The organism is Streptomyces sp. NPDC048462 (assembly GCF_043200175.1).
Taxonomy (GTDB): Bacteria; Actinomycetota; Actinomycetes; order Streptomycetales; family Streptomycetaceae; genus Streptomyces.
In genome coordinates, this window is the sequence record NZ_JBICXG010000001.1 from 705,895 (window position 1) to 730,771 (window position 24,877).

The 24,877-nt window shown below is 69.4% G+C and carries 21 protein-coding genes and 4 pseudogenes; 11 read left to right on the top strand and 14 right to left on the bottom strand.

Annotation, left to right across the window (positions count from 1 at the left end):
• Positions 1-16: 16 nt before the first annotated feature.
• Complete coding sequence (locus ACGFU6_RS03020; RefSeq protein WP_393607738.1) at positions 17-1,591, top strand: VCBS repeat-containing protein; 1,575 nt, start codon at positions 17-19, stop codon at positions 1,589-1,591.
• 236 nt (positions 1,592-1,827) lie between these two features.
• On the opposite strand, the gene ACGFU6_RS03025 is transcribed toward ACGFU6_RS03020, so the two are convergent.
• On the bottom strand, positions 1,828-2,232 hold the full coding sequence (locus tag ACGFU6_RS03025) for an FKBP-type peptidyl-prolyl cis-trans isomerase (RefSeq protein ID WP_393607739.1): 405 nt from the start codon (positions 2,230-2,232) through the stop codon (positions 1,828-1,830).
• 483 nt (positions 2,233-2,715) lie between these two features.
• On the opposite strand from ACGFU6_RS03025, the gene ACGFU6_RS03030 reads away from it, so the two are divergent.
• Both ACGFU6_RS03030 and ACGFU6_RS03035 read left to right on the top strand, forming a co-directional pair.
• On the top strand, positions 2,716-3,936 hold the full coding sequence (locus ACGFU6_RS03030; RefSeq protein WP_393607740.1) for an LLM class flavin-dependent oxidoreductase: 1,221 nt from the start codon (positions 2,716-2,718) through the stop codon (positions 3,934-3,936).
• 237 nt (positions 3,937-4,173) lie between these two features.
• Positions 4,174-4,608 (top strand): VOC family protein, encoded by a 435-nt coding sequence (locus ACGFU6_RS03035; protein WP_393607741.1) that lies wholly within the window; start codon positions 4,174-4,176, stop codon positions 4,606-4,608.
• A 128-nt stretch (positions 4,609-4,736) separates the two neighbouring features.
• On the opposite strand, the pseudogene ACGFU6_RS03040 reads toward ACGFU6_RS03035, so the two are convergent.
• Positions 4,737-4,814: pseudogene (locus tag ACGFU6_RS03040) on the bottom strand (IS5/IS1182 family transposase); the annotation flags it as partial.
• Between the two features lie 114 nt (positions 4,815-4,928).
• Here ACGFU6_RS03040 and ACGFU6_RS03045 point away from each other — a divergent pair.
• Together ACGFU6_RS03045 and ACGFU6_RS03050 are read left to right on the top strand one after the other, a co-directional pair.
• A complete protein-coding gene (locus ACGFU6_RS03045; RefSeq protein ID WP_393607742.1) occupies positions 4,929-5,966 on the top strand; it encodes a helix-turn-helix domain-containing protein in 1,038 nt (345 codons plus the stop codon).
• A 46-nt stretch (positions 5,967-6,012) separates the two neighbouring features.
• Positions 6,013-6,588, top strand: a complete 576-nt coding sequence (locus ACGFU6_RS03050) for a peptidase inhibitor family I36 protein (RefSeq protein ID WP_393607743.1) — start codon at positions 6,013-6,015, stop codon at positions 6,586-6,588.
• 20 nt (positions 6,589-6,608) lie between these two features.
• On the opposite strand, the pseudogene ACGFU6_RS03055 reads toward ACGFU6_RS03050, so the two are convergent.
• From ACGFU6_RS03055 to ACGFU6_RS03085, 7 genes and pseudogenes are all read right to left on the bottom strand, one after another.
• Positions 6,609-7,405: pseudogene (locus ACGFU6_RS03055) on the bottom strand (transposase); the annotation flags it as partial.
• A gap of 59 nt (positions 7,406-7,464) precedes the next feature.
• Complete coding sequence (locus ACGFU6_RS03060) at positions 7,465-8,085, bottom strand: dihydrofolate reductase family protein (RefSeq protein WP_393607744.1); 621 nt, start codon at positions 8,083-8,085, stop codon at positions 7,465-7,467.
• A gap of 409 nt (positions 8,086-8,494) precedes the next feature.
• A complete protein-coding gene (locus tag ACGFU6_RS03065; RefSeq protein WP_393607745.1) occupies positions 8,495-10,054 on the bottom strand; it encodes an AbgT family transporter in 1,560 nt (519 codons plus the stop codon).
• Between the two features lie 15 nt (positions 10,055-10,069).
• Complete coding sequence (locus tag ACGFU6_RS03070) at positions 10,070-11,041, bottom strand: alpha/beta hydrolase family esterase (RefSeq protein ID WP_393607746.1); 972 nt, start codon at positions 11,039-11,041, stop codon at positions 10,070-10,072.
• 99 nt (positions 11,042-11,140) lie between these two features.
• A complete protein-coding gene (locus ACGFU6_RS03075; protein WP_393607747.1) occupies positions 11,141-11,914 on the bottom strand; it encodes a creatininase family protein in 774 nt (257 codons plus the stop codon).
• Positions 11,911-12,609: a FadR/GntR family transcriptional regulator gene (locus tag ACGFU6_RS03080; RefSeq protein ID WP_393607748.1), complete on the bottom strand. Its 699-nt coding sequence runs from the start codon at positions 12,607-12,609 to the stop codon at positions 11,911-11,913. The genes ACGFU6_RS03075 and ACGFU6_RS03080 overlap by 4 nt, the downstream gene beginning before the upstream one ends.
• Before the next feature lie 278 nt (positions 12,610-12,887).
• Positions 12,888-13,402: pseudogene (locus tag ACGFU6_RS03085) on the bottom strand (zinc-binding dehydrogenase); the annotation flags it as partial.
• A 1,048-nt stretch (positions 13,403-14,450) separates the two neighbouring features.
• Between ACGFU6_RS03085 and mobF the strand changes: the two are divergent.
• A complete protein-coding gene (gene mobF / locus ACGFU6_RS03090; RefSeq protein WP_393607808.1) occupies positions 14,451-15,686 on the top strand; it encodes a MobF family relaxase in 1,236 nt (411 codons plus the stop codon).
• 105 nt (positions 15,687-15,791) lie between these two features.
• A complete protein-coding gene (locus ACGFU6_RS03095; protein ID WP_393607749.1) occupies positions 15,792-16,025 on the top strand; it encodes a hypothetical protein in 234 nt (77 codons plus the stop codon).
• 342 nt (positions 16,026-16,367) lie between these two features.
• Here the strand turns inward: ACGFU6_RS03095 and ACGFU6_RS03100 are convergent, their stop codons facing one another.
• From ACGFU6_RS03100 to ACGFU6_RS03120, 5 genes are all read right to left on the bottom strand, one after another.
• The gene (locus tag ACGFU6_RS03100) at positions 16,368-17,306 is read right to left on the bottom strand and encodes a hypothetical protein (RefSeq protein ID WP_393607750.1); all 939 of its coding nucleotides are present in this window, start codon (positions 17,304-17,306) and stop codon (positions 16,368-16,370) included.
• A gap of 382 nt (positions 17,307-17,688) precedes the next feature.
• Positions 17,689-18,678, bottom strand: a complete 990-nt coding sequence (locus tag ACGFU6_RS03105) for a zinc-binding alcohol dehydrogenase family protein (protein WP_393607751.1) — start codon at positions 18,676-18,678, stop codon at positions 17,689-17,691.
• An 86-nt stretch (positions 18,679-18,764) separates the two neighbouring features.
• Positions 18,765-19,622 (bottom strand): aldo/keto reductase, encoded by an 858-nt coding sequence (locus ACGFU6_RS03110; RefSeq protein WP_393607752.1) that lies wholly within the window; start codon positions 19,620-19,622, stop codon positions 18,765-18,767.
• Positions 19,619-20,053 carry a cupin domain-containing protein gene (locus tag ACGFU6_RS03115; protein ID WP_393607753.1) on the bottom strand — a complete coding sequence of 145 codons (435 nt, stop codon included), beginning with the start codon at positions 20,051-20,053 and terminating at the stop codon, positions 19,619-19,621. The genes ACGFU6_RS03110 and ACGFU6_RS03115 overlap by 4 nt, the downstream gene beginning before the upstream one ends.
• 72 nt (positions 20,054-20,125) lie before the next feature.
• Complete coding sequence (locus tag ACGFU6_RS03120) at positions 20,126-20,446, bottom strand: carboxymuconolactone decarboxylase family protein (protein WP_393607754.1); 321 nt, start codon at positions 20,444-20,446, stop codon at positions 20,126-20,128.
• Between the two features lie 214 nt (positions 20,447-20,660).
• Between ACGFU6_RS03120 and ACGFU6_RS03125 the strand changes: the two genes are divergently transcribed.
• The 4 genes and pseudogenes from ACGFU6_RS03125 (at position 20,661) to ACGFU6_RS03140 (ending at position 24,870) form a co-directional block, all read left to right on the top strand.
• Positions 20,661-21,539, top strand: a complete 879-nt coding sequence (locus ACGFU6_RS03125) for a helix-turn-helix transcriptional regulator (RefSeq protein WP_393607755.1) — start codon at positions 20,661-20,663, stop codon at positions 21,537-21,539.
• Positions 21,540-21,604: 65 nt separating this feature from the next.
• Positions 21,605-21,694 (top strand): annotated as a pseudogene (locus ACGFU6_RS03130) (IS5/IS1182 family transposase); the annotation flags it as partial.
• Positions 21,695-21,867: 173 nt separating this feature from the next.
• Positions 21,868-22,692, top strand: a complete 825-nt coding sequence (locus tag ACGFU6_RS03135; RefSeq protein WP_393607756.1) for a hypothetical protein — start codon at positions 21,868-21,870, stop codon at positions 22,690-22,692.
• A gap of 537 nt (positions 22,693-23,229) precedes the next feature.
• Positions 23,230-24,870, top strand: a complete 1,641-nt coding sequence (locus tag ACGFU6_RS03140; RefSeq protein ID WP_393607757.1) for a restriction endonuclease fold toxin-2 domain-containing protein — start codon at positions 23,230-23,232, stop codon at positions 24,868-24,870.
• Positions 24,871-24,877 lie beyond the last annotated feature (7 nt).

A 24,877-nucleotide genomic window follows, 5' to 3' on the forward strand; every position in this document is an offset into this window, starting at 1 on the left:
GGACGTGTTTGATCACATGAACGTCGAAGATGATGAGCTGGGGGCTGGGCGGAAACGTGGCGGCAAGCGCCGGTGGGCGATCGGGGCCGGCGCCGTAGTCGCCGCGGCCGCCGTCGCGATCGGAGTGGTTGCGGCCCGGTCCGGATCCCCGGACATCGCCGCGCCACATACCTGCCATACCGCGGTTCACGGCACCGCTCCCGCCGGCGCCCCGGCCAAGGACGCCCGGGCGCCGCGCGGCTCCGCGCCCGCCGCCGACTTCGACGGAGACGGTCACCCCGACCTGGCCATGGGAGCACTGGGCGACGTGGAGAACGCCGCCGGCGGCGGCAGCATCGCGGTGGCGTACGGGTCGGGCGACGGAACCGCTCTCGCCCGTTGCCAGTACCTCACGCAGAACGACGCCGCGATACCGGGAAAGGCCGACTACGAGGCGTACTTCGGGACCGATGTGGTGGCCCGTGACCTCGACGGGGACGGGTACACCGACCTCGCCACCGCCGTGTTCGACGACAAACCGAGCGTGATCATCATGTGGGGTTCCCCGGACGGGCTGAAAAGCGGCGTCCGGGTACCGGGCACGGACAGCAGCCATGTCTTCTGGACGCTGGACCAGGCGCTGGAGGAGCACCTCGTCGCCGGTGACTTCGACGGGGACGGGCATGCCGACCTGGTCTTCGGGCTCGGTTCGGGCAAGGGCCTGCTCAAGGGCCCCTTCACACGCTCCGGCACCCCGGCGGGCACCGGCCCGGTGACCGCACCGCGCCGGCCCGCACCGGGCATCGGCACCGCGAACTACTCCGGCCTCGTCGCCGGGGACCTGGACGGCGACGGTTCCGACGAGCTGATCGCCTTCCACCACGATGAGCCCCTCGGAACAGCCAAGTTCGAGGAACGTTGGCCGGTCAGCTACTTCCGTGCCCGCGACGGCGGCCTCGCCCAGCCGGATGACGTCGACCTCCCCGACGCAGCGGCGGGCGCGGTCGGCGACGTGAACGGCGACGGCCTCGCGGACCTCGTGCTCAGCCCGAGGCGCGGCAAGGTGAGCCACAGCTCGGTATCCGTCGTGTACGGCTCCCAGGCCGGCCCGACGAAGGGAAAGCGGCCGGTGACCATCGACCGCGACACCCCGGGCGTGCCCGGTGCGGAACCCCAGGACAAGGACGCCGCCCTCGTCTCCCTGGACACCGGTGACGTCAATGGCGACGGCTACGCGGACGTGGTGGCCGGCTCACCCCGCAGCAAGGAGTACGCGAAGACGGGCCCGGAGCAGGTGTTGCTCCTGCTGGGAGGTCCGAACGGCCTGACCGGTGAGGGGGCACAAGTCGTCGACGCGGGCGACATCGGCGGCAGGAAGAGCGCGCGAGCCACGTTCGGCATGTCGGTGCGCCTCACCGACATGGACGGCGATCACCGGGCCGACCTGACGGTGGCCGCGCCGGGCGACGACAAGGTGCGCAGCTCCGCGTGGGTGCTGCCCGGCACGCGCCACGGGCTGTCGACCGACGGTGTCACCCGGCTGTACGGCGACACCTTCGAGAGCACGGGCAAGCTGCGCCTCTACATGGGAGGCGGCGGGATCGCCCGCTAGTGCCTTCCGCTCGGATCGGGCCGGACCCCACGAGCCCGGCCCGATCCAAACGGAGGTCCTAGTAGGGCCTGCCGTCAAACTGCCGTCTGCCGTGCGGCGCCATGCACGCACTCTCGCCGCACCGGCCCCAGACCCCAGTACGTCCAGTACAGGGGCCTGAGGCCGGCACACCGAGAGCACGCACCTGACACCGCGCGGCCGCCCTTCGGGCGACGACGGCAGCTTGACGACAGGCCCTAGCCGTGTTGCCCCGCAGGAGGCCCGCCCACGACCGTGAGCAGGTCCACGACGAAGATCAGCGTGGAGCCCGCCGGGATCAACGAAGAGGGCGACTGCCTGCCGTAACCGAGACGCGGGGGAACGATGATCTCGCGCCGGCCGCCGACCTTCATTCCCCGCACTCCCCGGTCCCAGCCCTTGATGACCTTGCCGCCGCCCACGGCGAACTTGAACGGCCGGTCCCGTTCCCAGGAGGAGTCGAACTCTTTTCCGGACGCGAACGTGACCCCTACGTAGTGAACCTGGACGACCCTGCCCGGCTGCGCCGTGGGCCCGTCCCCGATCACGAGGTCCCGGATCGTCAGCTCGGTGGGCGGGTCACCCTCCGGAACCTCAATTCCGGGCTTCGTCAGTTCGCTCATCACGATCCCATCGCTCGCCGCCGGATTCCCTTGCACGGGGAGGCGTGCCGCATGGACATTCCGTGCGGCAGTCGATCACGCTACCGGCAATGCCGATACTCCGAGGTGCACCCCGTGCCAAGGAGCACGGCGCCGGCATCCGAGGGCTTCCGGAGGGGAGCCGGTCGGGGGGAGACGGGGCCGAACCTGCTCGCGCACCTTGTCCTCGGCGTCTTCGGCCGAGCTGACAGTTCCTGCGGCCAACTTCAGGCGAACCTGTCCGAAATGGTCTCCCAGCAGGACGATCTCGATGCTGATTCGGATTTCGATGGGTCATACCCATGGATCCTTCGCGCCGATTGGTGCATTCTCCGCCCACCTGCAGGGCGCGACACGCACCGAGTGGATTTCCGTAGTCCGAATCACGGCTCCCGCTCGGGCAGCGGCGAACAGGAAGTGGTGCGCGGGCCGCCCACGCACCGATATGCACTAGGAGGCAGCCTTATGGAGTTCGGACTCTTCCTCAACGGATTCATTCCCGGCATGGCGGCTCACGACCGCACCTCTGAACACCTCGCCCTGAAGCGGGAGATGGACCTCGCCATCAAGGCGGACAAGCACAACTGGAAGTACGTCTGGTTCGGTGAGCACCACTCGCTGACCGAGTACAGCCACATGTCGGCGCCCGAGGTCGTGATGGGCTACGTCGCGGCGAAGACCGAGCGGATTCACCTCGGCACAGGCATCAACAGCCTTTCCCCGCGCAAGGAGCACCCGGTCCGCTTCGCCGAGCGTGCCGCGATGCTGGATCACATCACCGAGGGCCGCTTCGAATGGGGCACGGGGCGTGGCGCGGGAAGCCATGAGGTCGCCTCGTTCAACATCATGGACACGGCTTCGACCAAGGCCGAGTGGGACGAGGTCGCGCCGGAGGTCGTGCGGATGTGGGAGCAGTACGACTACTCCTTCCACGGTGAGCACTTCACGGTTCCGACCCCGCACAACATCCTGCCGAAGCCGTACGGCCACTCGCATCCGCCGATCTGGATGGCTTGCGGCAATCCCTCGTCGTTCGCCAAGGCCGGATCGCTGGGCATCGGGGCGATCGCCTTCAACTTCGAGCCGATCTTCGAGCTGAAGGGCCGCATCGATTCCTACAAGGAGGCGGCCGCGAACCCGGCCCAGCTCCTCGGCGACTACCAGAACAACAACGTCATGATGACCAACACGGTCATCTGCCTCAACGACCGCAAGCGGGCTCGTGAGATCGCCATGCACGCAGGCCTCGGCTACCTGGTCACTCTGGTCAACCTCTACCACGACACCATGCCCAAATCGATGGACGAGAGGACGTGGCCGACTCCGCCGATCGCCTTCAGCGAGCTCGGCGGGGAAGAGATCCTCGACGAGATCATCAAGGCAGGCCTCTTGCTGTGCGGCACGCCCGACGAGGTCTGTGAACAGGTCGCCGCCTACCAGACCGTTGGCTGCGACCAGTTGGTCTTCGGCATGACCGGCGGCATGTCCTTCGACGAACACCTGGAGATGATCGAGATCTTCGGCGACAAGGTCGTCCCCGAGTTCGACACGAATCCGGAACACTCCACCGCCGTCTACCGCCGGGGCGCACAGGGGCCCAAGTACCCGTCGCACAGCCACCCTGTTCCCGCGGACCTCAAGCACACCGTGCTGCCGCCGAACGCGATCCTTCCGATGGAGTCCTGACCCCGGCCAGCCGTGGGCCGGAACGGGTGTCGGTGTGGACCTTGCCCGCGGACACCCCTCCCGCGTCCAGCATGCGGGGCACGCACGCGGCATGGCACGAAGCCGTTCCGGCTTCGGCGAGCAGCAGGGGGTGGCCGTTGCCCGTGGGAGCGGCCGGCGGGGTTGGGCCGGCATCTCGACGGCATCGGGATCCACCTGGGGAACGGGGCAGTTGGGCTCTCTTGGTAGGGTGCGCCGATGTCAGCGATCAAGCAGTTCCAAGTGACCTTCGACTGCGCGGAACCTGCGCGCCTCGCGGCTTTCTGGTGCGAGGTGCTGGGGTACGTCGTACCGGCGGTCCCGGAGGGTTTTGCCACGTGGGAGGAGTACCACCGCTCGCTGCCGCCCGAGGAGCAGGTGATCTACTTCGCGTGCACTGATCCCTCGGGAGTGGGGCCGCGCGTTCTTTTCCAGCGGGTTCCCGAAGGCAAGGTCGTCAAGAACCGCCTTCATCTCGATGTGCGGGCCGGCATCGGGCTCGTGGGTGAGGAGCGCCTTGCCACACTTGAGGCCGAGTGCGCACGACTGGTCGCGCTCGGCGCGGTACATGTGCGAACGATGCTTGCCGACGGCGAGAACGAGTCCTGCATTGTGATGCAGGACATCGAGGGCAACGAGTTCTGCCTCGACTGAGCCTCCTCCGAGACTGAGAGGCGGGAGGCCGTCTCCGGTGCGCCTCTCAGGTCCCGTATGCGGCGCGCGGCCACCCCGTGAGAGCCAGGTTGTGCGGGCGGGCGACGCGGTGCATCGCGTGGTCAGGGACGGCAGTCGTCGCGAATGCCCGGCAGCGGCTGACCGACCACCACGACCAGGCGGGTGGCGGCGTCGATGACGACCTGGAGGATGATTTCCGGCCTCGCCCCCCGCCGCGCCGCCGAGGCACGATTGCGCGTCCGGGGTCCCGGTGGCCACGCTGAGCGGTGTGATCACGTGCCGTTCGGGTGGGGGAGTCGATGGGGTTCGCGGAGTTCGACACGTTGCTCTTACCGGCGGACCAGCGTTTCGACTGGTGGCGGCAGCTCGTCGGGCAGGGGGTCGCCCCGACCCGCATCACCAGCGATTTCGCGTCCGACTTCATGGGTAGCGTGGGCTCGGTCGACCTGGGGCGGATTCAGCTGACGAAGATGGCGTTCCCCGGCCTCCGGTCGGAACGCACCGCGGAACTCATCCGGCGGGCCGACCCCGAGACATACGAACTGACCCTGATCCTCGGCGGGTCGATGGGGGTCGTGCAGGACCGTCACACGACCCGGCTCGCGGCCGGTGACCTCAGCATGTGGACGTCGTCCCGGCCGTACAGCGGTCAGGCGATGAGCGGGCCGGCCAGCGGGCCGTCACGGGCGCTCATCCTGCACCTGCCGCGTGCCCTTGTGCCACTGCCCGAGGCCCGGGTCGACTCCCTGCTCGCGCGCGGCCTGTCCGCCCGGGCGGGGGTCGGGAGGGTACTCGCCGACTTCCTCGGCTCGCTGATGGGGCAGGCGGCGGTGCTGGACGAGCAAAGCCTGGCGCGGCTCGGCGAGACGGGCCTCGACCTGGCCGCCGGGTTCCTCGCCCAACGGCTCGACGCGCAGGAGTTCCTGTCCCCGGAGGCGCGGCACGGGCTGCTGCTGGCCCGTATAGACGTATTCATACGCGACAACCTGGCCGATCCGGCCCTCACACCCGGCGCCATCGCCTCGCGGCACCACATCTCCGTACGGCTGCTGCATCAGCTCTTCCGGCAGCGGAAGGAGACGGTGGCCGCTTCTGTGCGGCGGCAACGGCTGGCGCGCTGTTACGCGGATCTGGCCGAGCCACAGCTACGGAGGCTGTCGATCCAGGACATCGGGGCGCGGTGGGGGCTGGGGAACGGGGCGGCGTTCAGCCGGATGTTCCGCGCCGCGTACGGGCTCACGCCCGGCGAGCGGCGAGGCGCCATGCACTCCCTGCACAGGATCCCTGCGCTCAGCGCTAACGACCGGGACGCCCTCAGCACCCCACAGTTGGAGTGATCCCCATGGGGGGAACGTCAAACGGAGGGGTAACCCAGTGACTCGGATGCGACAGCGGACCCACAGATCCACCGGTGTGGGGCGGGTGGTCGTCGCGCTGCTGATGGCGATGGCAGCGTGCGTGGCCACCGCGAGCTCGGCCGCCGCGGACGCCCGGCCGGGCTTCTCGGGCCAGGCGAGGGAGGCCGGGCTGAGCGGCGCGGAGGCCAAGGCCCTGCAAGCCGAGGTCGACGCGAACCTGGCCGAGTGGGGCGGGAAGCAGGTGTCCGCCAACAAGATCAAGCTGACCGGCGGGGAGCTGACGCTCGCGCTGCCGGGAGAGAAGTACGCCCGCGACCTCGGCGCGAAGGGCGGGGCACTGGCCGCCGGCAGCTGCCCCAGCACCTATGTGTGCGCGTACAAGGGGGAGAACTTCACCGGCACCCAGCTGAACTTCTTCACCTGCGGCACGCTCAACCGCATCACCTGGAACACGACCGGATCCTGGAGGAACGCGCAGAAGTCCACCTTGTACGCGAAGTTCTACAGCGAGGACAAGGTTCTGCGCTGGACCTCGCCGGGCGGCTACAGCGAGGACGCCTCCGCGGACTGGAGGTGGGTCTGGTACCTCAGCCCCTGCTAGGGCCGCGTATCCAGTCGTGATCAAGCGATTCGTGTGGGGTCCTTGATCCAGCTCGTGGAGGCGCGGAGATGAAGGCCAGCGGGGTAGCTTTCGGGGGCCTTGTCGTAACGGGTGGCGATGCCTCGCCAGGCTTTCAGCTTGTTGATCAGGCGTTCGGCGGTGTTCCGCTCCTTGTAGAGGTCCGTGTCATGGCCGACGGGCCGGCCGCCCCTGCTGCCCTCTTCCTTCCGGTTGGCAGTCTGGTCCTTCTTCTCCGGAATGACCGCCTTGGTCTGACATTTACGCAGGTAGGCGCGGTTGCCGCGGGACGAGTACGCCTTGTCTCCGGCGACCGCGTCCGGCCGGGCGCGGGGACGGCCGACCGGTCCGCAGACGCGGACCTCGGCCGGCGCGGGGATGAACTGTGGGCTGCCGGCGGCCCGGCCGGCGGTCAGCACCAGCACCAGCGCCAGCGGGCGGTACTTGCGGTCGGTGGCGAGATGAACCTTGCTGGTCTGCCCGCCTCGCGATCGTCCGAGCAGGGCGACCTTCAACCGGAGTCTGCGTCGGCGCCGGACGCGGCGCCGCTCTTCGCGGACGGGGTCACACCCGACAGATCGCCCGTCCTGTCCCTCCGCCTCGGCCCCTTCTTTCCCCGGGCCTTCTCCTCCTGGGCGGCGGCCCTCTCCCGGGCGGTGAGGACATCCTCGTCCAGGTGGATCCCGGCGGGGTCGTGGTGAGCACGGGCAGTTGTCGAGTCCACGCTGACCAGGGACATGTCCACCTCGCCCCGATGCGCGGCCTCGGCGGTCATCCCCTCCAGCAGGGCCTCGAAGACATCTTTGAGTGAGTGTCATCGAAATGTGAGCGGTACTTGTGACTGACACCGCTCTGCTGTCAGGGCAGCACACGATAAGTCACGTGTGTAACCGACTTCGCTGCTCGCGACTCCACCTGCTCAAGATTCAGTGACGGCACTCCGTCGAACAGCCGTGTGCCGGCGCCGAGCGTGAACGGCACAATGTTCAGCCGCAGCTCGTCGATCAGACCTGCGGCTAGGTACTGGTTGATGGTGGTCGCGCCCCCGTGGATCGACACGTTGCGGTCCCCGGCCGCCTCGCGAGCCTGCCGCAGTGCGGATTCGATGCCGTCGGTGACAAAGTGGAACGTGGTGCCGCCGTCCATCGGTTGCGGGTCGCGCGGGTGGTGGGTGAGGACGAAGACCGGCGCGTGGTACGGCGGATTGTCGCCCCACCAGCCCTTCCACTGCCGATCCCACGCGCCGCGTACGGGGCCAAACATGTTGCGCCCCATGATGAAGGCGCCGACTGCCGTCAGCCGGTCGAGTTCGACCTGCCGCTGCTCCGGGGTTTCGAACATCCATGCGTGCAGCCTGTCGCCCCAGCCATCACCGGCGTCGTCGCCGAACGGGCGCTGCTCGGCCTGGTTGAGGCCGGCCGAGTACCCGTCGACGGAGATCGAGAGGTCGCAGGTCACTCTGCCCAGACGTTTGGTCACTGTTCCGTCCTCCTGCCGGCGACCTTTTGTCGCCTTCGCGGTGAGTCGCCCGATCCGTTCACTACTTGGGTAGACCGTTCCGGGCCCGCGAATTCATCGCGCGGCCGTTTCGCTGTTTTCGGCGCCACTCGGCTGGCCGCGACCCTTGACGCTGTGCTCAGACTTCGACGACACGAACTCGCATCCGTCAGGGTTCGATGGCACGCGATCAAGGTTCGGTGACACGGGACAATTGATCACAACCGGATACACGCCCTAGTACTCCAGCGGAACCTCGTGGCCGTCAGCACCCGAGCAGGGGCCCGGACCGCACGGTCCGGGCCCCTGCGCAATGCGCCCTTGGAGCGGGTGAAGCGAGCACACCGTGTTGTGCTGGGCACTGTGTAAAAGCCGCCACAGGCAAGGCGGTTCAGCGCACCGGCGCCCCGGGGCCCAGTGGAATTCCCAGTGCCCACCAGACGAGGAACAGCAGTGTCCAGGTCACCGTCATCGCGATCGCCAGCGGCAGTGTGTACGCGGCGAGAGTGCCGATGCCCGCGTCCTTGCGGTAGCGCTGGAGGAAGCCGAGGGCCATCACGAAGTACGGGCTCATCGGGGTGATGGCGGTCGAGCCGGAGTCCGCGATGCGGAACAGGGCCTGTGTCGTCTCGGCCGGGACGTGCGCCAGCATCAGCATCGGCACGAGGACGGGCGCGGCCAGGGCCCACATCGCGGAGCCGCTGGTCACCATGACGTTGACGACGGTCAGCAGGAGCAGGATCAGCAGGAAGACGACGACGATCGGCATCCCGCTGTGCTCCAGGAGTTCGGCCGCCCGCACCGCGAGCACATCGCCGATGTGCGTCCAGTCGAAGTAGGCGAGGAACTGGGCGATCGCGAAGAACAGGACGAGCACCGGCGCCATCTGCTTCACGCCCGCCGCCATCAGCTTCGGTACGTCGCCGGGTTTCGTGATCGACCCCGAGCGCGCCCCGTACACGATGCCGGTGAGTGCGAACAGGCAGGCCACGACCGCGGCGATGCCCTCGATGAACGGAGACTCGACGATGCTGCCGCCGTCCCCGCGCAGGGGGGAGGACGTGGGGGCGAGTGCCGCCACGACCAGTACCAGACCGCCGCCGAGCGCGAACAGTGCCCGCCGCAGCGCGGACCGTTCGCGCACGCTGATTTCCAGCGTGCCGAGGTCCTCGACATCGGCGTCGGGATCCGGGTCGAGATCGGGCCGCTTGGCGAGCACCCAGCGCGTGACCAGCGTGATGACGGTGGCGAGCAGCAGGGAGGAGGCGATGTTGAAGAACCAGTTGGACAGGGGTGACACATATGCGTCGTCACCGCCCGCGATCTTCGCGGCAGCCGTGGTGATGCCCGCGAAGATGGCGTCGTTCGGCGTGGGCACCGGGCTCGCGTCGTAGCCGGAGGCGATCGACGTATAGGCGACGACGATGCCGAGGATGGGAGAGCGGCCCACGGCGCGGAAGGCGAGCCCGCCGAGCGGTACCAGGATGATGTACGCGGCGGCCGAGGCGACGTGCGCGACCGTCCCGGCGAACGCGACGGCGAACACCACCCACGACGCGGGTACCCGTGCGACCCCGACCTTCATCGCGGCGGACAGGAATCCGCTGCGTTCGGCGACGGCGACGCCCATGATGACCACCACGATCGTCGCCATCGGCGGGAACTCGGCGAAGTTCGACACCATCGTCGACACCGCCATGGCGAGCCCGTCGCCGCTGAGCAGGTTCTGCACGACGACCGTCTTGTGGTCGGCGGGCGACACCACGGACACGTCGAACCCGGCGAGCACGGCGCTGACGACGGCGAGTACCGCCGACAGGATCCAGAACAGCCAGAACGGGTGCGGCAGTGCGTTGCCCGCGCGCTCGACGACGCCGAGGGCGCGGATGACGAAGGGCAGCTGCGCCGCCCCGGTCCCGGCGGGGGAGGGGGCCTTGCTCTGTACGGTCATGATGGAGGCTCCGAACTAGCGCGGCGGGGTGGGGAGTTGGTGATCGCAGAAGAACGCCCACATCACCTTGTGGGCCTGGATCGTCTGCGTGGTGTAGCCGCCGCCGCTGTAGCCGTCGGCCCCCGGCCAGGTGTGCCCGCCGTCGGTGACGGCGACGTGCGCCACCTCCGCGCCGCCCGCGCAACCGGTCCACCGTGACGTCGTGATGTCGGGCCCGGTCACCTTGTCGGGTGTCCGGGTGCGGCAGCCGTCCCGGTCGGCCCACTCGCGCACCCAGTCCTGGATCGCGGGCAGCCCGCGGTCGGCATCACCCGCGTACGGGATGGTGGCATCGCCGGTGCCGTGGAAGTCGAGTACGGGCGTTGGGCGCTCCGGGGCGCAGCCGCCCTCGCGCGTGCCGGGGTAGAACGCGCCGGCGACTGGTGCGACGGCCGCGAAACGGTCGGACATCCGGCAGGCGAGCAGGCCGGTGAACCCGGCACCGTTCGACTTCCCGGTGGCGTACACCCGCCGCTCGTTCACGCACAGCGAGCCCTCCAGCGAGTCGAGGAGGTCCCCGGTGAACGCGACATCGTCCACGCCGGCCGCCGCGTACGGAGCGCCCTGCCAAGCCTGCCGCTCGCCGTCGCCGGTGCCGACGACGCCGTTCGGGTAGGCGACGATCGCGGGCAGGGCCGACAGGCGCGAGAAGGCCTCCGTGCCCGCGCCGGTGTTGCCGCGCCCGTGGTAGGCGACGATCAGCGGCCAACTGCGCTTCGGTGTATAGCCGTCGGGGAGATACAGCTGGTAGGTGCGCTCACGGCCGCCGCTGCTCAGGGTGTGCGGGACGCTGGTGCCGGGCTGCTGCGGGGCGGTGGCGCCGCAGCCTTCGGAGCGGGGGGATGCGGCGGGGTGCGCAGGGTTCGCGGGGTTCGCGTGGGCGGGGGCGAACGGGACGGCGACGAGCGCGGCGGCCAGTACGCAGGCACGCCGAAGTAGACCCTTCATCTGCGGCTCCTAAGAGAGGGTGGCGTCTTGAGGGCGGGGTCTTCGGGGTTGTCGAGCTGTACGGGTGGGCGGGGAGTGGGGGCGGGGCGGGGCAGGGCCCTAGATGTCGAGCCATTCCTCGACGAACGCGCACACGCGGTCGACGGCGGCGTCCACGATGGCCCGCCCGTCCTCGGCCGTGACCGATGTCGGGTCGCCGAGCACGCCGTTGGCGCTCAGCTCGTCGTACGGAAGGGCGAGGGTCGGCTGCGAGAAGGAACGGGCCAGTCGGGCCTCGGGCTTGAGCCCGTCGATGGCGACGGACCCCGGCTCCAAGCGGTCCCGATGCACCAAATCCGGTGACAGGTAGAGCATTTGGGCGGTCTCCGCCTCGCCGCTGTGTCCGCTGACCTCACTCACACCCATCTCGGCGATCACGCCGGAGGCGAGTGGGGTGACCGGCGCCCAGGCGAACCGCACGTCCGGGTGGGACATGAGCAGGTCCTGTGCCACCGTGGTGAGCGCGGCGTTGTTCCCGCCGTGCCCGGTGAGCACCAGAAACCGCCGCCAGCCGTGCCGCCGCAGGCTCTCCACGTACTCGCGCACGACCGCGGCGAACGTGGTCGTCGTCAGCGTCACCGTCCCGGCAAAGCCCATGTGATGCGGAGAGACGCCGACCGGGAGCGGCGGGCCGATCACCACGCGCCCGGCGAGCCGGGCCCCGATGAGGTCGGCGATCCGCTCGGCACGGATGGTGTCCGTGGCGATGGGCATGCCGGGGCCGTGCTGCTCGTAGGCGCCGGCGGGGATGATGACGACGGGTGCGCGGGTGACGGCCTCGGCGGCCTCTCCTGTGGTCATCCCGGCGAGATGCAGGGGCTGGTCGGTGTTCACGCGAGCTCATCTCCGTCGGGGAATTCGGCGGCGAGCACGGCGTTCCGGATCGCGGTGAGGTGCTCGCGGGTGATCCGCCCGGCGGTCGCCGCGTCCCCTTCGCGGACTGCCTCGACGATCTGGAGATGCTCGGCGTGGTCGCGCTCGCGGTCGTTGTAGCGGTGCCGGATCTCGACCTGGTCGCGGGCGCGGACCTGGAGCAGCGCCTCGACGGTCTCCTTCAGCAGCGCGTTCCCGCTGGCCGTGGCTAGTGCGACGTGGAAGTGCACGGACCGGCGCAGCGATTCCTCCGGCGGGAACAGGGCGTTGGCCGCAGCGTGCTCCAACTGTGCGATCCCCTGGGGGAGCCGGATACGGGCGGCCTCGGCCGCCACCGCCGGTTCGACGACCAGGCGCGCCTCGACGAGTTCGAGGACGGACTGCCGGGAGGTGCGCGGCCGGTGCGGATTGGCGAGCAGCCGCCGGTCGATACCGGGTCCGACGTACGTACCCGAGCCGTGCCGGAACTCCACGACCTGCATGGCCTCGAGGCGTCGCAGCGCCTCCCGCACGGTCGGTGTCGTCACCTCGAACCGCTTGGCCAGTTCACGCGAGGAGGCCAGGGCATCGCCGGGGGAGAGCCGCTCGGTGTGGATGATCTCGACGATGTCGTCCGCGAGGCGCTCGGACAGCGAGGGTTGGTCGGCGTAACTCATAAAGTGAATAGATCACTTGGTCAGTGGGGGTGTCAACGGTCGTGCACGACCTGATGCCCTGGCCTCTGTGTGCCTGTGAGGGACGCAGGGTCCGTCGATCGCGTCGAAGGGACCGAGTGCGGTGCCTGAGTGGAGGCGGCCTGCCCGGCGAGGTGCCCTATGGATCGGCCCGCTCCGGAGCGTCCGCTCACCGAGGCCGATCGAGGGCACGCTCGCCACGCAGGCCCGCACGGTGCAAGTTACTCACCTCGTAGGCCTGTTCGGAAGAGTCGGCCTGTTCAGATGGAGATCACGATCTTCCCTCGGGTGCGCCCGCGCTCCGCGTGCGCGTGGGCGTCGGCGGTCCGCTCCAGGGGGTAGGTCTGTTCGATGCGGGGTGTGTAGCGGCCTTGCCGGCCCAGTTCCGCAGCAGCGGACAGCAGAGTGGAGTCGTTCTCCGCGTTGACCACGTGCGTGCCCAGGCGCTGCCCGCCCGCAAGTCGGCGACCGTCGCGACGCGCTGCGGGTCGCCTGTGATCGCGACGAGGTCGTCCAGGGACCCGGAGGCCGCGGTGTCGAGCGCTGTGTCGACTCCGCGCGGGGCCAGAGCGGACAGACGCTGCGCGAGGCCGGGACCGTAGGTGGTGGGAACGGCGCCGAGTGCGGTGAGGAACTCGTGGTTGCGTTCGCTGGCTGTCCCGATCACGGTGGCACCTTGCGCCACGGCGATCTCGACTGCCGCGCTGCCCACGCCTCCGGCGGCACCCTCGACGAGAAGGGTGCGCCCCGAGAGGGGGCCGAGCGCGTTCAGCCCGTGCTGACTCTCACTTCACTGCAGTAGATGATTCTCATTCCAATGCCTTTTGAAATTAGGCACGTTAGCTATCGGCGCAAGGGCGATGTGAGGTTTCCTTCAGACATGCCATGAGGACTACTGATGCAGGTACATGAGAATCGCCTGTTCGCTCCGCTGAGAGTTGCAATACGAGGACGTCCTTGACCTGCCGCTTTGTGCTGAGGTGGCCCTTCCACGGCTCGGTTCCGCGTGCGCCGGGCGGACTCGCCGATCGGCGAACGAGTTACACCCCTCGCACGGGGGCTTTGCTCGGTGAGCGGCGGGTCGGGGCCATCGAGAACCGGCTCGCTCCGCTCGCGCGGGCCGCAGGCCGCACGGGCTCGTCGTGAGTGGTCACGGGCGGCTGGACGGGGCCCTCCCGCTCGCGCGGGCTCTACCGAGACTCACGGTCGTTCAGGCCACCGTCTGGATCGTTTCTGCTCGCGCGGGCTCTGTCGCGAGGTCGTTGGGAACGCCGCGACGGTGGCCGGGTCACTCCCGCTAGGCACAGGCTCCACGCGTTGTCCGGTCGTCTCTACCGCCGGGACGCCCGCTCACGCCCGCTCACGCCCGCTCACTCCCGCGAGCTCTACAGATTCTCGATGCGGAGCTTCCTCCGCACGGTCGTGTCACCCCCGCTCGCGCGGGCTCTACGTCAACCACTCCGACCTGTGCCAGCAATCTGCCCGCTCTTTGCTTGTAGCTGCCCAGGAGGAATGCTGCCACAGCAGAGGTCTGGCCGGCGGCCACGACGCTTAGCTCGGCGGGGTCGCGTCACTCCCGCTCGCGCGGGCTCTTACGGGAGCGGGTCAACCGTCGGTGGAACGAGATCCGTGTCCCTCCCGCTTGCGCGGGCTCTACGCCGCGTTCGAGGACATGGCGCACGAGCAGGCTGTGTCACTCCCGCTCGCGCGGGCTCTACTGCGGCGTCGGCTGCCCATCCACGAACCGCACCGGGTCACCCCCGCTCGCGCGGGCTCTACTGGACGACGGCGCCGACCCGGAGACGGCCCGGCTGGCGACCGTCCTGGGGCAGCCGGTCGAAGAGATCGAGATACGCAAGGCGACCCCCTTGTTCGCCCTCGACTTCGTGTTCCGGCCGCAGGCGTCCCTGATCGTGCTGTGGGCGCTGGGTGATGACCGCACCCGGCGCGTCATCGAGCGGGCTCACGAGAAGGCCATCGAGACGGTGCTGCGCTGGCTGGAGGATGAGGTCGCACAGACCCGGTGGTCGTCGGGCCGTAAGCGCGCGAAGGCGCCGGCCCTGGTGGTCTCGCGGTGGAGGCACTTCGATAATCGCGACGGTTTTCCGCTGCTCCACGACCACTGTCTGATCCTGAACCGGGCGCAGCGTCCGGACGGGACCTGGGGCGCGCTCGACACCCGCCGCCTCTACCAGCACATCGTGGCGGCCGGGACGCTCTACACCCTCACGATGACGACCGAGGTGTGTGAGGAGCTGGGCCTGGCGACCGTGCCCCGGGAGGTGACGCCCGGCCTGCGCCCCGTCATGGAGGTGGCCGGCGTCGACCAGGACCTCATCGACTGGTCTGCCACCCGCCGTGAGCAGATGGTGCCGGTGCTGGAACGCATCACCGGCAAGTACGTCAAGAAGCACAAGCGGCTGCCCGGCGAGCGCGGCCGGAACGGCCTGGGGTGGTGGGCGGCGCAGGACACCCGCCGGGCGAAGAAGACTCCGAAGCCGCTGGAGCAGCTGCGCGCGTGGTGGCGTGCGTCCGCGATCCTGCGCTTCGGAGAGGGTCGACGGGCTGCTGGAGCGGTGCCAGGAAGCGGGGACGGCGATCCGGGCCCGGGTGAGGCCGATGGTGGACACCACGCTCGCCGCCGTCGACGTCGCCGCCATCGTCTTCACGGTGCGCCGGTCCTTCGCCCGCCGGCACGTCCTGGCCGAAGCGCGACGGCACCTGCTGGAGACGCTGCGCGGCCGCGGCTTCACGCGCAGCCTGGACGACTACATCGCCGATGCGGCCCTGTCCCGGCACGCCCGTCAGCTCACCGTCCCCGTGCCCGGCCGCCGGACCCCGGCCCCGGACCAGCTCACCTACACCGCGGACTTCGCCTGGCCGCACCGGTGGTGGACCGCCGGGATCGACGGGAAGCCGCCGCGGGAGTCGTCACGGTACGAGCGGGCCCAGGTCGCCAGCTTCGCCCTGCAGAACGCGATCCGCGACGCCCGGATCCTCTCCGGCGCGCGGGACGAAGCGCCGGCCGCGACCACGTCGGCCACAGCGCGCGCCGATGACTATCACGACCAGGCGGCGCCGCACGCCGTCGACCACCCGGACCGGGACGCCGCCCTCACCCCGGCGCAGCGGGCCGCCGCCGTCCACGCCATCAGCAGGCCGCAATGCCGGAGGAGTACCTCGAGGGCCGCACGACCGACCCGGCAACGTGGCTGCACACCCCGAAGAACCTCGCCCGGCTGGCCGCCTTCACCCAGGCCGCCGAAGCCCGCGGCCGCATCATCGCGGACGGCCCGCAGCCGAAGCAGCCGGCCAAGGACGCGGACGACTCCGCCCGCCAGCAGCAGCACCACGCGACGCAGCCCGATCAGGGCAGGGGAGCGAGCCAGGGCCTCTGACGAGGACGCCAAGCGGCTTCACCCGCGAGGCCCGGCGGGCCGGACCCGGCATCCGGTGCGCGCACCGACGATGTCGTGCACTCCCGGCCGCCGCACCGGTGCGCATCGTGGTGCGCCGCCGCCCCGGCCACGGCACCCCCGGTGCGCGCACGGAGACGATGGTGCGCGCACCGGCGGGCCCGGGTGCGCGCACCGGGCGAACCGCCTGCCCGAGCCGACGCGCACCGCTCCGCTGTCACCTCGAAGTGCGCGCACCAGACCCGCCCTCGCGCCGATTTCATGTGACCTGCCGCATACTCAGGGGTTCCATAACGCACAATCGGGACTTCGGCGGGATCGCGGTCAAGGGGGCGTGTGATAGAGGGGATTCGCCTGATCCGGCCCCTGACGAGGGAAGCGTCGCGCGCTGCCCAGAAGCGCGCCGGGCGCCACGATGCGCACCACGGGACGGTTGGTACGCGCACCAACCCCTGAGACCGCACCGACGGTGCGCGCACCGATCCGCACCGGTGCGCGCACCACCGCACCGCGATGCGCGGCGCGCGCACCCGGTGCGCACCACCCCACCGCGATGCGCACCACCGGCCCGGGAGTGGATGCCACCGGGTGCGGAGTGGACCGCACCCGGTGTCTGCCACCGCACCCGATGCCGGGAGAGTGGACGACATCCGATGCGCGACATCCGGTCGGGAGTGCACGGCATCGGAGTGGAGAGTGCACAGCATCCGATGTCTGCAGCCCGGTGCATCGCTCCTTGACCGGGTTCGCTACCTGCGACATCCCACCCGAACAGGACAGCGCCCGAGGGGGGAGAAGTCTCCCCTCTCGGGCGCCGTCCCGGCTTCCGCTCGGCTCAGGAGGCCGCGGTCGCCGGCCACTGGGGAGCGTCGTCGCGGATGTCGCACAGGAACTGGCTGACCTGGTCGACTCCTGCATGCACTCGATCAGGAACCCTGCCGCGGTGTAGGCGACCTCTGCCCCGCCGCCCGAGTAGCACCACCGCTTGAGGTACCGGCTCGCCACCGCCACGAGCTTGTCCATGACGTACGCGGACTCGCAGTCGGCGTGCTCATCGGGCACGACGGGGAGGTAGTCGGCCAGCAGCAGCGCACCGAACTCACCGATCAGCCGAGCCAGCTCGGGGCCGTCGGCGTGGAAGACCGCGAGCGCGGCCTTCTCTTCCTCGCTGCCCTGCTCCTGCCAGACCAGCTCCACGTAGTCGGCGGCCCTGCGGATCTGCTCCGGGGCGAGCTGCGGCAGCTGCGGCGACGTCGTCTCCATGACGGTTCCTTACCTGTACGGGCCGTGCGCCTGCTGCGCCCGGCCTGCTGATCACAGCCTCGGAGTGCGGCCCTGTGGACAGAGGACGCGCATGCGGGGCGGGGGCGCCGTCTGTGGCGTCGGTTGTGACTGGACACGTTTGTTGGCGGATGGACGCCGTGGATGGCGGGTCTGGAACCAAAGCGCTCAGGTAGCGCTGAGTTGCGATGATCTGGCCCGTGGGTCGGCCTGGTGGGCTGTTCTGGATGCTTGAGGGCTTCTGCGGCAGCGATGATTCGGTTGGACTCGTGCGGGTTGCCTCAGCTTGTCGCTCCGGTGGCCGCTGGGCGGACTATCTGGCCGGGTGCGACCGGTAGCCCTCCGCTCGCGCCCGGCGAGGCCGTCACGCGAACGTCAGGACGACCTTGCCGACCGTGTTTGCAGAACGGAGCAGGTCGGCGGCTTCGTGGTGTTGCTCGACGCCGAGGGTGGTGTCGATGACCGGCGTGATGTCGCCTCGGTCGACCGCCGGCAGTACCTCGGCTCGGAGCCCTTCCAGGATGGGGACGGTCTCCCAATCGCGGGTGAACCCGAAGGAGACACCGTGGACGGTGAGGTGCCGGAAGGAAAGGGCGTCCAGGTCGATGGTGGCGGAGGGACCGGCGAGGCGGCCGATGTTCACCACCTGTCCGTCGACGGCGGTCGCCGGGAGGCAGGCGGCGAAGGTGTCACCGGCGACATGGTCCAAGACCACGTCCGCCCCTGCGCCGTTGGTGGCTGCGAGCACAGCGTGGGCCAGGTCGGTGCCCTTGGCGGTGACGATCACCGTGTCAGCGCCCAGCTTGGTGAGTAGGTCCGTCTTGTCGCTGTTGCGGGTGGTGGCGATGATCTGCGACGCGCCGAGGGTCTTGGCGATCTGGATGCCGATCATGCCGATGCTCGTCGACGCCCCTGTGCTCAGGACGCTCTGTCCCGGCCGGAAGCCGGCAGCGCTGAGCGCACCGAACTCGGTCAGCAGCGCGGTCGGCAGGGCGCACGCCACTTCCGGGACCAAGTCCTCGGGGCGGGGCAGCACGAAGCGGTGGTCGACGACCAGGTACTCGGCGAAGGAGGACGGGAAGGTGCCCATGACGGGGTCGGCGACCTTCCAGTCGCCGGCGTCCTGGCCGACCGCGGCGATCTCGCCGGCGTACTCGAACCCGGCGATGGATTCCTTGCCGGTGCCGCCGTGGGTGGGGTCGGCGTCGGCGAGCATCGCCAGGTCGGCGTTGTTGGTCGCCGCGGCCAGGTTGCGGACGAGTACCTGGCCGGGCCCGGGCCGGGGAACCGGCATGTCATCCAGCACCCACTGCGGTCCGCGGCCGAGCAGGAGCGCTTTCATCGTGCTGGTCATCTCGGTCCTCCGATGGGGCGGGCACGGCCGCCGTCTTCGTGGCGGCGATGAGGCGTGATGCCGGGCCGGCCGCAGCGTGCTGCGGGCTACTTGCCGCTGTAGACGGGGAAGGCGGCGTGCTCGCCGTAGTCGCGCTCGTCCAGGGTGCGCAGTGTGGCCATGTCGGCTTCGGAGATCTCGAAGTCGAGGTCGACGTTGGATCGCATGTGCTCGGGGTTCGCGGTCTTCGGTAGCGGCTGGGTGCCAAGTTGCAGGGTGTAGCGGATGCAGAGCTGCGGGACGCTCACCCCGTGCTTCTGGGCGATCGCCTTGATCTGGCGGTTGTCCAGGAGCGTGCCGTGGGCGATCGGCGAGTACGCCTGCACCAGGATGTTCCGGTCCTCGCAGAAGGCCAGCAGCTCGGCTGGGGTGTTCCCGGCGTGCACGAGCAGCTGATTGACGTGCGGTGCCACGGTGCCGTGATCGAGGATGTTCTCCAGGTCGGGCTGGAGGAAGTTCGACACCCCGATCGCGCGGATCCTGCCCGTCTTGTGGGCGTCCTCCAGCGCGCGCCACGCCTGGCGGTTTCCCTCGTTGTAGTCGCCGCCGCGGAAGTCGTCCCACGGCTGGGGGGCGTGGATCAGCATCAGGTCGATGTGGCCGATGTCCAGCGTCGCCAGCGACTGGTCGATCGCGGCAACCGCCGCGTCGTAGTCCTTGATCTCCGCGGCCAGCTTCGTCGACACGAACAGGTCTTCGCGCGCCACGCCAGCAGAACGGATACCCTCTCCCACACCGCGCTCATTGCCGTACGCCTGGGCGGTGTCGACGTTGCGGTAGCCGACCTGAACGGCGGCGCGGACCGCGTCGGCCGCCTTGCCGTCGTCGATGAACCAGGTGCCAAGGCCCAGCTTCGGGATCTCGACGCCGTTCGACAGGGTGTAGGTCTCGTTCAGGATGGTCATGCGTGCGCTCCGTTCTTCGGCAGCTGCCCGTACTCCTCGTCGGTGACGGGCTCCAGCCATTCGTTGCTGACGTCTTCGCCCGGGGTGATGAAGGCGACGTGGGAGAACCACGCGTCGGCCTTCGCGCCGTGCCAGTGCTTCGTGCCCGCCGGGACGCGGATCACCGTTCCCGGTTTCATGCTGACGGCCTCCTCGCCCTCGGCCTGGTACCAGCCGCTGCCCGCCGTGCACAGCAGGATCTGGTCGCCGCCGCCGACGGCGCCGTGGTGGATGTGCCAGTTGTTGCGGCAGCCCGGCTCGAAGGAGACGTTGCTGACGGGAACGCTCCCCGAGGCGAGCGCAGCCAGGTAGCTCTGGCCGGTGAAGTACTGCGCGTAGGCGTCGTTCTTCTCCCCGAGCGGGAACATCTGATCGAATCCGTTGGTGGTCATCTCGTTCTTTCCTTGTGATGTCGCACGGCCCGCCGGCCGTGCGGGGCGTCCCTGCGCTGCTTGCGCAGGTGGTCAGGCGGAGCGCTCGTCGGTGATCTTCTTCAGCTGCGTGATCGCGGTCATCGCGTTGGGCCATCCGGCGTAGAAGGCCAGGTGCGTGATGGCCTCCGACAGCTCCTCCACCGTGAGCCCGTTCTCCAGCGCCTTGCCCAGGTGGTAGGGCAGCTGCTCGGTGCGGTACAGGGCGGCCAGCACGCTGACCGTGACCAGGCTCCGGTCACGGGGAGACAGCTCGGGCCGCTCCCACACGTCTGCGAACAGCACCTCGTTGGTGACCTCGACAAGCTTCGGCGCGATGCCGGCCAACTCCTGCGGCGCGGACTGCTTAGGCATGCGGTGACTCCCTGTGACGATTCGTACGTATGGCTGCGGCTGTGCTCACTGTCGGCCACGGTGGGCCCGGTGGCATCCGCAGGCGGCAGCAAGGTGGACTGCATCTGCTGCCACCATCGAGGAAACCGCAGCTCACAGCTGCGGGGAAGGCACTGCTGTTACAGGCACTGACAGGGCACCCCTCCTCGTCTCGATCCCGCCTAGCCTGGATGGCATGGACACCGCCCACGAGATCCGCGAATTCCTCGCCACCCGCCGCGCAAAGATCACACCGCAGCAGGCCGGCCTGCCCGCCTTCGGCGGCGGAACCCGCAGGGTCCCCGGGCTGCGCCGCGAGGAAGTCGCCCTCCTGGCCGGAGTCAGCATCGACTACTACGCCCGCCTGGAACGCGGACAGCTCGCCGGCGCCTCCGAAGAAGTCCTCGACGCCCTGTGCCGCGCCCTCCAGCTCGACGACGCCGAACGCTCCCACCTCCACGACCTGGCCGCAGCCCAGCGCCAGCGCCCCGCCCGCCGCACCACCCGCCGGGCCAAAACAGCCGTCCCCGCCAGCCTCAAGCGCGTCCTGGACTCCATGACCAGCTCACCGGCCTTCATCCGCAACGGCCGCCTCGACATCCTCGCCGCCAACGACCTCGGCCGCGCCCTGTACGCCCCGCTGTTCACCAGGACGGCACCCGCCACGGTGAACATCGCCCGCTTCCAGTTCCTCGACCCCACCAGCCGCGGCTTCTTCCCCGACTGGAACACCTCCGTCAACACCACCGTCGCCCTGCTGCGCACCGAAGCCGGCCGCGCGCCCGGCGACGCCGAACTGACCGGCCTGATCGGCGAACTTGTCACCCGCAGCGACGAATTCCGCACGGCATGGGCCAAACACAACGTGCGCCTGCACCACACCGGACACAAATCCTTCCGCCACCCGGCCATCGGCGAGATCACCCTCGATTTCGACGCCATGCAACTGCCGGGCCACGCCGGACTGACCCTCACCGCCTACAGTGCCGAGCCCGGCACCTCTGACCACGACGCCCTCATGCTGCTCGCGTCCTGGGCAGCCACCCAACAGGAACAGGCCGACGCCGAAGCCTGACCCGCGGGCTGCGGCGACACCAGAACTTGGGGACATCACCGCGCAGGGGCTTCCGAGCGGTCAGCCAGTACCGCACGAGCTCACCGTGGCGGGATCTACCCGACGAGCTCGGCTCGTTCCAGACCGCGCACAAACGGCTGATCAGGTGGGCATCGATGCCACCTTCGCTGCGACAGATCAATAGTCATTTCCCGCCCGCAAGCGCCATCTATCCCGGCCACGGCCCGCCAGCTACTACGGCCAAAGCCCCATTCCACTGGGGAGCATCCTCATCCGGCCCGTCATCTATCGCGGCCAGTCACATCGGTCACGGACAAAACGTCTGGACATGGGGGTCAATTGGGCGGAATTGAAGGCGGTCGGCGGTGAGCGTCAGACGGCGGACAAGGGGTGCTTTCCGAATGAGCCCGTCGACGACCTGGTGGCGAAGCTGCGCCGCTACAGCGACTGGTTCGGGCTCCTGGCGCCGAAGGCCGACGCGGACCGGGAGAAGGCGGCCCGGCGGCAGGGTGTGGCGGTGCACGGCTTCCGGCTGTGGTCGCGGATCTACCCGGCGACCGGTCGGGAGGGCTACGTGCCCGTCGCGTTCGTGTTCACGGGCAGGACGAAGGCGCAGCGGGCCAGCCGCATGCGGCGCCTGGAGCAGGCCGCCCGTTCCTACTTCGCCGGCACCAAGTACCCGGGCGGTGACATCACGGCCGTCGACTACCACCAGGGGGTGCCCGTGGTCGTCACCGAGCTGGAGCGGATCACCGCCGACCCGGCCGGGGCAGCGGGCCCGGTGTGGCGGCGGCTCGGGCGCGAGGAGTGGCAGACGCTGAGCGAGGCCCTGGACAACCCGGACGGTGAGCGGTCGTACCGGGTGCAGGAGGAGCAGTCCCGCAGGCGTCAGATGGAACGCGAAGCCGCAGAGCGGGAGGCGCAGCGACCGGTGTGCACCCGCTGCGGAACGAAGTTTGCCGACGAACGCTGGCTCTGGGTCCGGCATCACCCGAGGCTGCCGCACCGCGACCTGTGCGATCCGTGCCTGGACGAACACCACGAACAGGTGCGGGCAGAGAAGGCAGCGCGGATCCAGGCAGAGGAAGCCGTGGCCCGGGAGGCGGCCGCGGCGGAGGCGAAGAAGAACCGCAGTCTGTTCCGCCGCCGGTAGCCGACGCGCACCGTTACGCACAGGTGGTCTGGTCCGGCGGCCGGAGGACGTCTCGGCCACCGGCCGCCGGATCGGGGCGTGACCAGGACAGGGCGGGTTGGTGCGTGACAGGCTCGGGTCGCGGGCGACGGCCGCCCGGACAGGGGGCGGGTGGCGTGGAGCACTTCTTCGAGCGGGTGGGGCGGGTCTGGCCTGCGGGCCGACGCGATCTGCACTGGCACGTCCTGCCGACCCCGAGGAGGCGGCCGCGCTCACGGCACCGTACGAGGCGCTCGCGCTGACGCGGCCCGGCCTTCAAGGTGTGCCAGTACGTCTGCCGATGCACCACCGGCTCGGGTGTTTGCTGGAGGGCTCAGCCCTACCAGACGACTGGCGCCCTCAGGAGGTCATACGACCACGAGCAGACCGGCGGGCGGATGACGGGCGGGGCCCGTAGCCCTCTTGCGGCCTTACCTCTGCTGACCTTGATGCGATAGAACGGTGGGCAGGGCGGGGGCGTCGCGCCTGCGCGGCGGGGGAGTGGAACGGGGGAGCGTGATGAGCGGTGGGCTGGCGCCTCAGCTGAAGGTGGTTGCCGAGGGGATGATTCAGGCGTCGATGGGTCTGGCTACCGATGTGATGGAAGGGGTCCGCGATACCGCGATCGGCCTTTTCCACGAGCTGGACCGCCAGAAGGGTATGGCCGGGGATGATGAGGCGGGTCAGGACTTCGAACGCGTCTACGTGTCGGCGGCCAGCACCACTCTTAACCAGATGGGCTTCAGTGCCTACGTCCTGGGTGAGACCGGGCGGGGTCTTATGCGGACGGCCCGGGAGTACATGGCCCAGGAGGAAAACGTCGCCGCGATCATGGGTAAGCAGGTCGATCTGACGTCCGGCATGGGAGATCCCGGGGCGAACTGCATAGAGAACTATCTGAATCTTGGTGAGGACCTCCCGGAAGTCATTGGTGAGTCCTCCTGGTTCGCGGAGCACACCCCTGGTAGGCAGGGTCAGAAGTTCCGCGGAGATCCCGGCAGGATCCGGGACGTGGCCGGCACCTGGCGGCACGCCGGACAGCTGATGATGCGCTTCCTCACCGACGCCCAGACCTTCGCCTCCACCGCCGACCGCGCGCACGAAGGTGTTGCCGCGGACGCCTTCCGCCAGTACTTCAACGGCTTCGTGGGGCGCACCTGCCCGCCCCAGTACGCGCAGGAGGACGAGCCGCTTGTCGCGAACCTCGTGGCGGCCTGCACCCAGCTCGCCACCGCGTGCGACCAGTACGCCGACCATGTCGAAGCGGCGCTGAAGACCATCCTGCAGCACCAGGCCGACCTCTTCCGCATCGAAGCACCTTGGGACTCGCCGATGTTCGGCGGAAACGGTGACGACGGCGGTCTGCAGAACCTGGTCCTGGAAGACCCGTGGATCCGTCGCCTTGGCACCGTCGCCCAGGCCGTCGACACGTCCGAGGCACGCGTCAAACTCCCACACGGCTCGGACACGCCGCCCGGCGGCGGCCTTCCCTTCCTGCCCCTCCCGATCCCCCTGCCGGTTCCCGTCGCTATCGCATCCTTCACCGGGATGCCCGGCCTCCTGCCCATGAGCAGCGGTTACGACCCAACGCTCAACCGCGATCCCCTGCCACCGACACCCGGCACCACCCAACTCCTCTCCTCCGGCAACCAAGCCGCCTTCCGCACCTGGGCCGGATCGCTCCCCCCAGGCGGCTTCGGCGGCGGAGGGGGACCCACCAGCCCGGACAACGCCTACCAAATGCGGGTGTCCGGTTACCCCGAACGCGAAGTACCGTTGCCCGCCGGTGCATCGGGGCGTAGCGGCAAGGGTCTTATGATCGACGGCATGCGCCCGGTGGACGGCTACGCCGTCGAAGCCAAACACGTCCGCGAACCCGGTTGCCGCAAAACCTTCCGAAGCCTGGACAGCCTGGACACCACCCTCGGCACCCCACCCAAGGTCGACGCCAGGGGAGCCGTGAAGTTCGACCCCCGGCGCGACGGCATGTTCGTCGGCGACGAGAAGGAAATGAGCCGCTACAAAGCCGCGCTCTCCGACCCGCGCAATCACGAGATCCGTGGTTTCGAGATCGCCACGAACGACCCCGACGCCGCCCCTTACTGGCAGAGCATGATGGCCATGACCGGAGTACAGGGCACCGCACGCTACGTTCCGTAGGAAGCCT